Origin of the sequence: Niveibacterium microcysteis (genome assembly GCF_017161445.1) — a bacterium.
Classification (GTDB): Bacteria; Pseudomonadota; Gammaproteobacteria; order Burkholderiales; family Rhodocyclaceae; genus Niveibacterium; species Niveibacterium microcysteis.
Map to the genome: position 1 here is coordinate 2158239 of NZ_CP071060.1, position 12111 is coordinate 2170349.

The 12111-nt window shown below is 63.6% G+C and carries 8 protein-coding genes; 4 read left to right on the forward strand and 4 right to left on the reverse strand.

Translation table 11 applies throughout. The features are described from left to right. Positions 1–117: 117 nt before the first annotated feature. Positions 118–1446: a glutamine synthetase family protein gene (locus tag JY500_RS09805; RefSeq protein ID WP_206256217.1), complete on the forward strand. Its 1329-nt coding sequence runs from the start codon at positions 118–120 to the stop codon at positions 1444–1446. Between the two features lie 51 nt (positions 1447–1497). On the opposite strand, the gene JY500_RS09810 is transcribed toward JY500_RS09805, so the two are convergent. The 3 genes from JY500_RS09810 to JY500_RS09820 form a co-directional block, all read right to left on the reverse strand. Beyond that, the gene (locus tag JY500_RS09810) at positions 1498–3186 is read right to left on the reverse strand and encodes an alpha-amylase family glycosyl hydrolase (RefSeq protein WP_206256218.1); all 1689 of its coding nucleotides are present in this window, start codon (positions 3184–3186) and stop codon (positions 1498–1500) included. A gap of 157 nt (positions 3187–3343) precedes the next feature. Next, positions 3344–4300: a tRNA modification radical SAM protein MnmL/YtqA gene (mnmL, locus tag JY500_RS09815; protein ID WP_206256219.1), complete on the reverse strand. Its 957-nt coding sequence runs from the start codon at positions 4298–4300 to the stop codon at positions 3344–3346. Positions 4301–4369: 69 nt separating this feature from the next. Next, the gene (locus JY500_RS09820; RefSeq protein ID WP_206256220.1) at positions 4370–5245 is read right to left on the reverse strand and encodes a PEP-CTERM sorting domain-containing protein; all 876 of its coding nucleotides are present in this window, start codon (positions 5243–5245) and stop codon (positions 4370–4372) included. Between the two features lie 237 nt (positions 5246–5482). On the opposite strand from JY500_RS09820, the gene JY500_RS09825 reads away from it, so the two are divergent. Further along, positions 5483–7978 (forward strand): ABC transporter permease, encoded by a 2496-nt coding sequence (locus JY500_RS09825; RefSeq protein ID WP_206256221.1) that lies wholly within the window; start codon positions 5483–5485, stop codon positions 7976–7978. A 237-nt stretch (positions 7979–8215) separates the two neighbouring features. On the opposite strand, the gene JY500_RS09830 is transcribed toward JY500_RS09825, so the two are convergent. Then, the gene (locus tag JY500_RS09830; protein WP_206256222.1) at positions 8216–10015 is read right to left on the reverse strand and encodes an ATP-binding protein; all 1800 of its coding nucleotides are present in this window, start codon (positions 10013–10015) and stop codon (positions 8216–8218) included. Between the two features lie 115 nt (positions 10016–10130). Here JY500_RS09830 and JY500_RS09835 point away from each other — a divergent pair, with 115 nt between their 5' ends. Further along, entirely contained in the window at positions 10131–11534 is a 1404-nt protein-coding gene (locus JY500_RS09835) for a DNA recombination protein RmuC (RefSeq protein WP_206256223.1), read from the forward strand. Positions 11535–11565: 31 nt separating this feature from the next. After that, a complete protein-coding gene (locus JY500_RS09840) occupies positions 11566–12072 on the forward strand; it encodes a DUF1993 domain-containing protein (protein WP_172199283.1) in 507 nt (168 codons plus the stop codon). The last annotated feature ends 39 nt before the right edge of the window (positions 12073–12111 follow it).

The window sequence follows — 12111 nt, forward strand, 5'->3', positions numbered from 1 at the left end:
TCGTTTCTGACGGCGCGGTGGTGTGTCGGCGTGCGCGCAATTGGCTCTCGCGACCCGGTCGATTGGCGCGTAGGCTGTCGCGTTTCATCCGCCGACGCCTCGATTGAGGCCGCTGCCATGTCCTACCAGACCCGAACGATCGACCTTGCCGCGGTGCGGGACGTTGCCTGCATGTTTCCCGATGTGAACGCGGTGCCGAGAGGCAAGATCCGGCCGCTGCGCGATTTCCGGAATGGCGCAGAACTGCGTATTGCGGAAGCAATCGGCCTGCATACGATCGACGGCAACTATCCGGATGACGACATCACCGGCGATGCGGACCAGGACATCCGGCTGATCGCCGACCCGCGCAGTCTGCGCGTGCTGCCCTGGCGGCCGAACCGTGCGATCGCGATCCACGACGCTGTCCACGGCGATGGCCGAGCGTCGGATTTCGCGTCGCGAGCCGTACTGCGGCGTGTGCTGGAGGCATACCGGCAGCTTGGCTTGCAAGCCGTGGTAGCGCCGGAAATCGAGTTCTACCTGTTCGACCGCAATGATCGTGTCGAGCGTGGGTTTGAGGCACCGCGCGGACGCGGCGGTGTGACTGAACAAACGCCCGCCGGTTACAGCCTTGACGCGGCCAACGAGCACGCCGCCTTCTGGGACGAACTTGCTGCCACGTTGGACGGGCTGGGGGTGCGCACGGATACCTGGCTGCATGAGGTGGGGGCGTCTCAGTATGAGATCAATCTGCTGCATGGCGATCCGATGGATCTCGCCGATCAGGTGATCTATTTCAAGATGGCCCTGCGGGAAGTGGCTGCGCGCCACGGCTTGCTTGCGGTCTTCATGGCCAAGCCGTTGGGCGGTCAGCCGGGTAGCTCGATGCATCTGCATCAGAGCGTTGTCGATTCGGCGGGCAACAACATCTTTGCTGCGAGCGACGGTTCGGACAGCGACGCATTTCGCGCTTTCATGGGTGGCCTGCAGCGCTACCTGCCAGATCTGATGCTGGTGTTCGCGCCTTTCATCAATTCGTGGCGACGTTACGTCAACGGATCCCAGGCGCCCGTAAATCTGGAGTGGGCCGAGGACAACCGTACCGTGGCCCTGCGTGTTCCCAGCGCAGCGCCTGTGGCGAGGCGGGTCGAGAATCGCCTCGCGGGGAGCGACGCGAACCCCTATCTCGTCATTGCCGCTTCGCTCGCCTGTGGGCTACGCGGGATCGAGGAGGGTTTGACGCGTCGTGAGTCGATCGGCGCGCGTTCCGGCTATGCCTTCCCGCGCGAACTCCCGCTGGGCATGGAGGCTGCGCTGCAGCAGTTGCGCGGCAGCGTGCCGGCCGCGGAGATGCTCGGCGCCGGATTTCTGCGGGCGTACTGCGGCGTCAAGCAGACTGAGCTCGATTCATTCATGGGCGAGGTTGGCGCTTGGGAGCGCAGGCACCTCGCATTGCAGGTGTGAACAAAAAAAGGGCCGGATTACTCCGGCCCTTCTGTCGATTGCCTTGGCGGATCAGAACTTCAGGAAACGGGCGCTGAGTGCCGGCACCTTGATCGTATAGATCCCGTCCGCTGCGCTGATCGTGCTGCTGGCGAGCAGGTCGCTCAGATCGGTTGTCACACCACTGATGGCCTTGCTGTCGAGCTTGATCGTGGCTTCGCTGCTGCCCGTGTTGAGGATCACCAGGACACGGTTGGCGCCGGCGTCCTTGCGATCGACGTACAGGGTGCTGTCGGCGTAGATATGGGTGCGCGAACCGAAGGCGAGCGCCGGGTTGCTGTCGCGCAGCGCCCAGAGCTTTGAAACGTAGCTCTTCAGATCGCTTTGGCGCGCGTTGAGTGCACCGACCGAGCCACCCACGGTGGTCGCCACGCCATCTATGACGGCGCTGTCACGGCTGACGTGGTCGTCGCAGAGACCCATTGCGGCACAGGTGGAATCGGGTTGCTTCGCCGCGAAGCCAGCGACTTCCTGACCGATTTCGTCGCCGTAGTACAGCGTGATCGGGCCGCTGTATGCAGCCATGAACGAGAACGCCAGCTTGTGACGATTCCAGTACGCGTCATCCGACGGCTGGGCGATGCCGCCACGCTGCAGCAGATCACCGAAGCGGACCAGGTCGTGGTTGGTCAGCATCAGGTTCGGCATGGCATGGGCAGGGTAGGCCGCGGGGAATGCGTCCCTGAGTGTCGTCGCCGGCTGAAGCTTCGCCCAAGATTGGGATGTGTCTTCCTGGGTAGCGAGCGTTTTTACCAATGCGTATCGCCCTGGGAAATTGAAGTTGGACAGAAGACCCGGTTGCGTGGCGGTGCCGTAGCCGCTTCGGGTTATTGCATCGGCGGAATCCCAGATCTCTCCTACCATGTAGCCCAGCGGGTTCACGGTGGCGCCCGATGCGTTCGTGTAACTCACTCCTGCCGACGCCTGCTGGACCGCCGCGCGCAGCTTGGCCCACTGATCAACTGGCACCTGATAGGCTTGGTCAAGACGCCAGCCGTCGATCTTCAGCTCCTTGATCCAGTAAGTCGCGACCTCGGCGTAGAAGTCGTAGCTACCCGGGTAGCTCACTGGGTTCGCGCTGCCGCTAGGTCTATTCCCGGTGACCGGAGACGCGACGACGTTATCCTTGTGATGCCCGAAAACGCCATCAAAGAACACATACAGGCCGCGTTTGTGGGCCTCGGCGACGAGCGTTTTGGCTTGGTCGAGCGTGCCGAACTTCGGGTCCACCTTGAAGTAGTTGCTGGTGAAGTAGCCCGTTGCGTCGAGGCGCGTCGCCCAGATGTCCTGACCCGCCTTGGGGATCGATTCGAAAATCGGCGTCAGCCAAATCGCGTTCGAGCCGGTGCTCTTGATGTAGTCGAGCGAATTGATGATGCCCTGCAGATCGCCCTTGTGGTGGCTGGAGCCGTAGCCGGCGTTGTAGTCCGCGCTTGAATCACCGTCGACAAAGGACTCCACCATGATCTGGTAGACGCGAAGTCCGCACTCAGCGCTGGCAGTGCCTTTGAAGCATGCGAGGCGGCTGTCGGCGCTGGCTGCGGCGGCCGAAATGGTGATCGCGCCGTCGGTCGGTGTGGTCGGGGTAGTCGGCGTCGTCGGGGTGGTGGTGTCGCTACCGCCGCCACCGCCGCCGCAAGCGCCGAGGGCGAGCGAGAGTGCGACGGCGATCGGGATCTGCTTGAACAGGGTGCTGCGCATGGGTTTGTTGCTCCTGATTGATGTGGATCCGGGCTGAGATGCCCGAGCCTCCCTGGCGTCGCTGCCGCCTTCGGGCGGGCGCGCTTCTGCGTGTGGGCGCTAAGCTAAGGGGGCTTTGCAGGAGCGTCTTGTCGGTTTTTGTGGTTTTTTACCGAATTCACATTTCGTGATAGCGGAAGCCTTGATGGGTGCCGCGTTCGGTAAGCAGGGCTTCCAGTCGTGGCGCCAGTTCCGACAGGCGCAGGTTCCAGTGCGGCGCGAGCTTCAAGCGCGGCGGTACTTCGCTTCCGAGTCGCTGAATCAGGATTCGTGGCGCCAGGCGTTCGACGAAGTCAGCGAGCAAGGCCAGATACTCGTCCTCGCCGAACAGGGGGACCTTGGCTGGATCCGATTGCCATTCGCGGGCCAGAGCGGTGCCGCGCACCAACTGGAGTTGATGGAATTTGATCGCATGGAGCGGTAGTGCCGAAAGGCGGGATGCGCCGGTGAGCATGTCTTCGCGCGACTCACCCGGCAGGCCGAATATCAGGTGCCCCGTGATGAACAGCCCTCGCGCGGCGGCGCGCTGAATGGCATCGACGCTGCAAGCGAAATCGTGCCCGCGATTGACGCGCGTGAGTGCCGCATCGGAGGTCGATTCGATGCCGATCTCAAGCTCGATCTGCGTTTGTTCGGCGAGCCCGGCCAGGTAGTCGAGTACGGCATCGGAGAGGCAGTCCGGCCGGGTGCCAATCGCCAGACCGCTGATTGCGGGGTGCGCCAAAGCAGCCTCATAGCAGGCCCGCAAGCGCGCGAGTTCGCCGTAGGTGTTGCTGTAGGTCTGGAAGTAAGCGAGGTAGCGGCGCGTGTTTGGATAACGACGGCTCAGGAAGCCGATGCCAGTGTCGATCTGTGCGTGGATGTCGGCGCGCGCATCAAGATAGCCTGGCGTGAAGCCGGCGTTGTTGCAGAAACTGCAGCCTCCGGTGCCGACGGTACCGTCGCGATTGGGGCAGGTAAATCCGGCTGAGACGGACACTTTCTGGATGCGACCGCCGTGGGTGCGAGCGATCCAGTCGTTGTAGGCGTTGTAGCGGCGTTTGCCGAAGGGTGAGGCGTTGTCGGGAGCATCCATCTGGCGGATTTTCCCGGCAACGCGCTGACTGCGCCTTGATCCGGGTCGGATCAAGGCGCTCCTGACTGCTTAGCGCGTGACTCGCCGGCGCTGGTGCCACGCCATCAATCCAAGGCCGAGGCCTAGCAGTGCGGCGGAGGACGGAGCAGGAACGGGGTTGTCCTGCGGCACTGGATGCTCAACCGCGACACCTTCGAAGATGAAGACCATGTCGTTGAAATCGCGGTCGCTCCTGCTACCGGCGCCGAGCCAAGTGTCTTCGAAGCCGACCAGCAGGCGGTCGTCGCCGATATCCAGCGCGAACGCGCGGGCATGGATCGCGTCGTCGTTCCAACCGCGCGGGTCGTCATTGGTGCTGCCCGGGCCGGTGAAGAAGTACTCGACGTTCGGCAGGTTGATGCCGTCGTAGACGAGACGCTGGGTCTGCAGGCCGAACACCAGCTGGCTGCCGACCGTCAGACCGGTGATGTCGCGCGACATGCCGATCTGCGTCGCAAGGCAGGTGTTACCGGCCTTGGCGGTCTGATAGGAACAACCAGCACGAGTCTGGAACAGTTGGTTGGAACTGTTGACCGGGTTGTAGATGCTCAGGTTGTTGGTGCCACCGCTGGCGTAGATCGGATTCCAGAACGCGGCGGTGTCGAAACCGCCGCCATCGCTTGCCAGGAAGAGATTGGAATCCCGCGCAGCGCCCGTGCCGACATAGGTGACGCGCACCTTTTCGGACGTGGCGAACAGCCCCAGCGGTGCTGCCGGGCTTGTCTTGAGCGCATTGAACTGGCTGCTGGTGATCAGCGACGCGTCGAAGCGGCTGAACCACTCTGGGCCCATCTGGACCTGCGGCGTAGTGGTGGTGCCGATCAAACTGCTGATCGGCGCAGCCGCGGCTGTGCCCGCGGCGCCAGCCGACAGGGCGAGCAGCCCGGCGGCGATCTTTTTGTGCATGATGTCTTTCCTCGGTTTGGTGTCGCGTACGCTGAGACCGTTCGCACGAGGCGGGGGGGCGGTATCTGCGTACGCAGCAAAGCATCGGCTCTGCTGCTGTGTAGCCTAAAGAAACCCTGTGCCGCGAGGCTTGTTAAAAACCGTGAAACGGATCGGCGCGAGTGATCTTCGTCACGATGTCTGGAACCTAATCGCTACGCCGCTTTCAGAAACTTTGTTGTTTAACCGGAAATACCAATGGCATTATTGCGACTGGCGTTGAACACGCTTCGCCGTGACCTGCGTGCGGGTGAACTGAATCTGTTGCTCGTCGCGCTGGTCCTTGCGGTTGCCAGCCTCACCAGCGTGGCGTTCCTGACCGATCGAGTGGGCCGGGCGCTGGATCGCGATGCCAACCAGTTGCTGGGCGGTGACATGCTGCTGGTGGCGGATCACCCGCTGCCGCCGGTGTTCACGAACGATGCCCGTGCCAGGGGTTTGCGACAGGCGCAAACTTGGCTGTTCTCGAGCATGGTCAGCACGGCCGAACAGGCGCAGCTCGCCGGCGTCAAGGCAGCGAGCGCGGACTACCCTTTGCGAGGTGGCCTGCGCGTGCGTGCGGACATGGCCGCGCCAGAGCGCCCTGTCACGACAGGGCCAGCCCGCGGCGAGGCATGGCTGGATGAACGCCTGATCGCGGCACTCGGTGTGCGTGTCGGGGATGAGGTTGGCGTTGGCCTTCTGAAGCTGCGCGTGGCCGCGATCTTGAGCTATGAACCGGACCGCGGCACCAACTTCTTTGCGCTTGCGCCGCGCTTGATGATGAACCTCGACGATGTACCGGCTAGCGGCCTTGTACAGCCGGGTAGCCGCGTGACTTACCGATTGCATGTGGCGGGCGACGCTCCGACGGTCGCAGCGTTTGAACGAGCCAGCAAGCCGCGGCTGACTCGCGGGGAATCGATCGAATCGATCGCCAATGCGCGTCCGGAGTTGCGTGAGATGCTTGAACGCGCGCATCGCTTCCTGTCACTTGCAGCCTTGCTTGCGGTGGTGTTGTCGGCCGTTGCAGTTGGGCTCGCGACGCGCCGCTTCGTACTGCGTCATGTAGATGGATGCGCCGTCATGCGGTGCTTCGGTGCGACGCAGCGGACTTTGCTCAGCGTGTTTCTGTCCGAATTCGTGCTGCTGGGTTTGCTCGCCGCTGTCCTTGGGGCGGTGCTGGGCTTGCTGGCTCATCTGCTTCTGGCCGTGGCGCTCAGCACGCTGATTGCCACGGACCTACCTTTGCCCTCCGTATGGCCTGCGTTGCAGGGCATGGTGGCCAGCCTCGTCTTGCTGCTTGGTTTCTCGATGCCCCAATTGCTGCGACTGGGGCGGGTGTCCACGCTGCGCGTTCTGCGACGCGAATGGGCGAGCTTTGAAGCAACAGGCAGCCTTGCTTGGCTCGCTGCGGGCCTGGCCCTGACTGCGCTGATGTTATGGGTGGCGCGTGACTGGCGTTTGGGAGCATGGGTGGCAGGTGGGTTTGCAGTGGCGCTCCTCGGGTATGGGCTCGTTGCACGCTTGGCGATCGGGCTCTTCGCGCGTACCCGGCGCCTCACCGGCGCTGCGGGCGGCGGATGGCGGTATGGGCTGGCCTCGCTTGGCCGCCGTTCGCTCGGTGCAACCGTGCAGGCGGTGTCGCTCGCGCTCGGTGTAACCGCGATGCTGCTGCTTTCAGTCGGGCATGGCGATCTGTTAGACGGCTGGCGGCGGAAGCTGCCGCCGGACGCGCCGAATCGCTTCATCATCAATATCCAGCCCGAGCAGCTCGATGGCATCCGACAGCGCTTTGAGAGCGTTCGGCTCGCGCCACCCGATCTGATGCCGATGATCCGCGGTCGTTTGGTTACCATCAACGGCCGTGCGGTCGACCCCGGCGCGTATGAAGATGGCCGCGCACAGCGGCTCGCCGAGCGCGAGTTCAACCTGAGCCACAGCGCGCGCATGCAAGAAGGCAACCGCGTGGTGGCCGGCGCGTGGCATGGCAATACCGAAAAACCGGAATTCTCGGTTGAGCAGGGCATCGCAAAGACGCTGGGGCTCAAGATTGGTGATCGTTTGCGATTCGATATTGCAGGCACGCCGGTCGAAGCGCCGGTCACCAGTCTGCGCGCGCTGGAGTGGGATTCGATGCGCGTTAACTTTTTCGTGATCGGCTCCCCTGGTTTGCTGGCCGGACAACCGACAAGCTACATCACCAGCTTTTACCTGCCGCCGCAGCACAACGCGCTGACAACCGCGCTGGTGCGTGACTATCCGAACCTCACGATCATCGATACCAGCGCCATTCTTGGCCAGATGCAGCAGACGACGGATACGTTGATTGGTGCGGTCAAGCTGGTGTTCGGGCTCGCACTGGTCGCCGGCCTGATCGTCATGGCGGCGGCCTTGCAGGCCACGCATGACGAGCGTGCGCATGAGCTGGCGATCCTGCGCACACTGGGTGCTCGAGATGGCCAATTGCGATCTGCACTGCTGGCCGAGTTCGCGGCGCTCGGTCTGGTCGCTGCCTTGCTGGGGTGTTGCGGTGCGCTGGGTGTTGGCTGGGCGCTTGCGACACAGGTGTTCCAGTTTGCCTATGCCCCCAGCCTCGGTGCGTTTGCGGCCGCCGCTGCGGTGGCGGTGGTGGCGGTGGTTGTGGCGGGTTGGGCTGGCACGCGCCGTGTGCTCCGCACTCCGCCGCTTGCCAGCCTGCGGGCCTTGGCGTGAACAACCGGCGGCGCCTGCCTGGCGCTGTTTCGGAGTTGTGCGCGCTGAGGTGGCCGTTTTGTTTCGTCGCCAACCGCGCTTTGCCGACGGGAGTGCGGGCAAGGAGTAGCCGTGGAAGTGGGCGTTTCGTGCTCGCCACGCTGCTTCAGTGCTTGGCAGAGGCGTGAGTGGTGGCGCTATCGCGTGTCCGTGTGTGAATGCGGCGACGCGCAGTGCGCGGCGCGAACAAGGGTCGAACTAATGGGCCGCGTGGTCTGAGGGGTCGTCCGGCTGCAGCGGTGCGTGCAGCGGTAGCCGAATCGTGAAGCAGCTGCCGCGACCGGGCTCGGACTTCACGTCGATTTCGCCACCAAGGGTGCCGGTGACGATGTTGTGGACGATGTGGAGGCCCAGGCCGGTGCCGCCTTGGCCAAGGCGCGTCGTGAAGAAGGGGTCAAACACGCGCGACAGGTTCTCTGGCGCAATCCCGCAGCCGAAATCCTCGACGGCGATGCAGACCCAAGCGCCGTCCAACGTGGCCGACAGGCGAATGCGGCCCGGCCCTCCGCTCGGATAGGCGTGCAGCACCGCGTTCTGAATCAGGTTCATCAATACCTGATCGAGCGGGCCCGGGTAGCTGTCGAGTTTGGTGTCCGGAATCTCGGCCTCATCGATGCTGACGCCCGAACGCCGCAAGCTCGGCTGGAGGGTCACGACGAGGTCGTGGATGGCGCCGGCAAGTGTGAAGCGTCGCCGCTGCGCGGTGGTGCGGTCGGTCGCAACCTGCTTGAAGCTGCTGATCAGCTCGCTGGCCCGCCCGAGGCTACGCTGGATGATGTCGCTGGCCTCATGCATCTGTGCCAGCGCTGCAGTCCACTCCGAGCGTTTCAGGTTGGCGTCGCCCTTTGTGAGTTGTCGCAGCTTCTCCATCAAGGTACTAGCCGCGAGCAGGCTGTTGCCGACCGGGGTGTTGAGTTCGTGCGCGATGCCTGCAACGAGCGCGCCGAGGGCGGCGAGCTTTTCGCTGCGCACCAGGTCGCTCTGGGTTTTGCGCAGCGTCTGCACCATTCGGGCGAGCTCGTCGTTCGCGCTGCGCAGCTCGGCCGTCCGTGCGTTGATGTGGGCTTCGAGTTCGTTGTTCAGACGCGCGAGTTCGTCACGCGCCAGCTCGCGCTCGTGCTTCTCCTGCATCAATCGATAGGCCAGCGAGCCGATCATCGCCGCGATCACGCAGTAAAGCAGGCGCAGCGCCTGGATTCGTATTGACGGTGTTGTCCAGCCTCCGGCGGGGATCGCGGCGATCGTCCAGCTACCGCCGGGCAGTTCGAGTTGGGATTCCACTGGCCGCATGGCAAACACTTGCTCGCTGCCGAAGAACACCGCACCGCGCGCCCCTTCGGCGTCCTTGCCTCGGATCGCCAGCCGATACTCGGAGGATTCCGCTTCCAGGCCTGCCGTCTTTTGCAGTGAGTCCCAGTCGATCACGAGACTCAGCAGGCCCCAGTATTCGCCGTTGGATCGGAAGATCGGGGTGCGCGAAACGAGTCCGCGCCCGCCCTGCACCAGGTCAACGGGGCCGGCGACAATGGTGCCGCGCCGCTTGATTGCACGCTCCACCGCGGGCCACTGCTGCGGATTGTTCGGGTAATAGAGGCCGATTACGCGCTCATTGCCGGCAAGCGGATAGACCCACTTCACGCGGTTGTCCGGCGCGATCACGATGTTGCGGACATTGCGGCCCGTCTTGTAGAGCGCTGACAACAGGTCGGTCACATGTGCGACGTCGAGAAGGTCTGCGCGGGCGCTGGCGAACGCGACAAGCCCTGAGGACAGGTACAGGGTCGAATTGAGCTCAGTCTCAAGCCGTGCACGCACCCCGGCGACGTAGGCGAGCACCAGCGCGCGCTGCTCTTCGGTTTGGCGTGCGAGTTCCAGCTGCACGCCGGTCTCGCCAATCAGTACAACAATCAACGCCTGCGCGAGCGCACTCAGCCATCGCCAGGCCGAGGTGCTGCGCGGCGGCGGTGCGGTGGGGGCGACGGATTCGCGGGATGCCATGTCCTGCTAACGGAGCTTTGAACCGTGAGCTTTAGCGCCATCTGATCTGGGCTCCTGCGCCCGAGGGCGCAAGAGCGCTGCCGGCTATACTCTTGGGGTTGAAACCGGAGTGCCGATGACCGAATTCCTGCCCTTGCTCGCCGCCATGCTGACGCTTGCTGCCGTCGCTTGGTTGGCGCTGACGATCCGCGCGGCACTGGCTGCTGCTGAACAGAATGCTGAGGCGCGTATCCAGCGCCTTGAAAGCACATTGGTACAGGCGCTGCGTTTGACCGAGACCGATCTCGCGGCGGGTTTCGAGCGGCAAGTCGAAAGGCTTGCCGGTACGCAGGTCGAAACCGCCGAGCGGCTTCGATCGCAGGTGTTCGAAGCCCTGCGGGCCACGGGCGATGCGGTGGCCGATACGCGGCGCACTGTGGAGCAGGGTGGGGCGCTGCAACGCGAAGACCTTGCCGCCCGCCTTGCCGAGTTGACTCAGGCCACTGCAACACGGCACGAGCAACTGCGCGGACAGCTGACCGAGGCGATGCTCAAGAGCGTGGCGGAGCAGGCGCGCGCCGATCGCGAATTGTTGCAGGAAGGCCTCAAGGCAGCCTCACTGCAGATGGCGACCAGCAACGAGGCGCTGATGCGGGTGCTGAGCGAGCGACTCGATGCGATCACCGGCGTGGTGCACCAGCGCCTCGACGAGGGCTTCAAGAAGACCAACGAGACCTTCGCCAGCGTGATGGCCCGCCTGGCGACGATCGATGAGGCACAGAAAAAGATCGATGGCCTCACCACCAATGTGGTCAGCTTGCAGGAGTTGTTGGGCGACAAACGATCGCGTGGCGCGTTTGGCGAGGTGCAGCTCGAGGCATTGGTGAAGAACGCGCTGCCGCCCGATGGTTATGCCTTCCAGGTCCAGCTGGCCAGCGGCGTACGGGCCGACTGCGTGCTTAACCTGCCGGAGCCGACCGGCCGCGTGGCAGTGGATGCCAAGTTCCCGCTTGAGAACTACCACCGCATGTTCGACACCGATGTCGGTGATGTCGAACGCAAGTCAGCCCAGACGGCCTTCCGTGCCGATGTGAAGCGCCACGTTGAGGCGATTGCGTCGAAGTACATCATTCCAGGTGAAACCTCCGATGGAGCGGTCATGTTCGTGCCGGCCGAGGCGGTGTTCGCCGAGATCCACGCCTATCACCCGGAGGTCGTCCAGTTTGCGCTCGCGCGCCGCGTGTGGATCGTTTCGCCGACCACGCTGATGGCCGTTCTGAATACAGCGCGCGCCGTGCTCAAGGACGTCGAGACGCGCAAACAGATCCATGTGATCAAGGATGCGCTCGGCAAGCTCGCCAAGGACTTCACCCGTTTCGACGAGCGCATGCAGAAGCTCGCCACGCATATTCGCCAGGCGCACGAAGATGTTCAGGACGTTCATACGTCAAGCAAGAAGATCTCCGGCCACTTCACGCGAATCGAACAGGTACAGCTTGAAGACCTGCCACGCGCACTCAGCGAAGACGATTCACAGTAGGGCCTGACCACATTCAAGGGGGAATCTCGCCATGTCCATTGATCTCTATCGGCTTTCGGTTGGCACCTTCCAGCGTCATCTCGAACACATTGACGCCTTGCTCAACCGCGCCCTCGCGCACTGCGCCGAGCACGCGGTCGACCCGCAAGAGCTCCTTGGCGCACGGCTTGCCCCGGACATGTTCGACTTCAAGCGTCAGGTTCAGATCGCCTGTGACTTCGCCAAAGGCGCCGGCGCGCGGCTCGCCGGTGTCGAGGTGCCGAAGTACGAAGACGACGAGCAGACCTTCGAGGATCTGCGCGTGCGCGTGAACAAAACCATGGGTTTCCTGCGCGGGCTGTCGCAGGCGGACTTCGTCGGTGCCGACACGCGCACCGTCGTGATTCCGCTGCGCGAACGGACGCTGCGCATGGATGGTGCAACCTACCTCGTCGATTTTGCGCTGCCGAACTTCTATTTCCACTACACCACGGCCTACGACCTGCTTCGGCACGCGGGCCTGGCAATCGGTAAACGCGACTTCATCGGCGACGTTTGATCGCGATATTGCGAGGCGTGAGCGGGCGACGCTCAAGTC

Excerpts from the sequence above, each read along its gene's own strand:
- JY500_RS09805 (WP_206256217.1), top strand. The coding sequence starts at position 118 with ATGTCCTACCAGACCCGAACGATCGACCTTGCCGCGGTGCGGGACGTT.
- JY500_RS09810 (WP_206256218.1), bottom strand. The coding sequence starts at position 3,186 with ATGCGCAGCACCCTGTTCAAGCAGATCCCGATCGCCGTCGCACTCTCG.
- mnmL (WP_206256219.1), bottom strand. The coding sequence starts at position 4,300 with ATGGATGCTCCCGACAACGCCTCACCCTTCGGCAAACGCCGCTACAAC.
- JY500_RS09820 (WP_206256220.1), bottom strand. The coding sequence starts at position 5,245 with ATGCACAAAAAGATCGCCGCCGGGCTGCTCGCCCTGTCGGCTGGCGCC.
- JY500_RS09825 (WP_206256221.1), top strand. The coding sequence starts at position 5,483 with ATGGCATTATTGCGACTGGCGTTGAACACGCTTCGCCGTGACCTGCGT.
- JY500_RS09830 (WP_206256222.1), bottom strand. The coding sequence starts at position 10,015 with ATGGCATCCCGCGAATCCGTCGCCCCCACCGCACCGCCGCCGCGCAGC.
- JY500_RS09835 (WP_206256223.1), top strand. The coding sequence starts at position 10,131 with ATGACCGAATTCCTGCCCTTGCTCGCCGCCATGCTGACGCTTGCTGCC.
- JY500_RS09840 (WP_172199283.1), top strand. The coding sequence starts at position 11,566 with ATGTCCATTGATCTCTATCGGCTTTCGGTTGGCACCTTCCAGCGTCAT.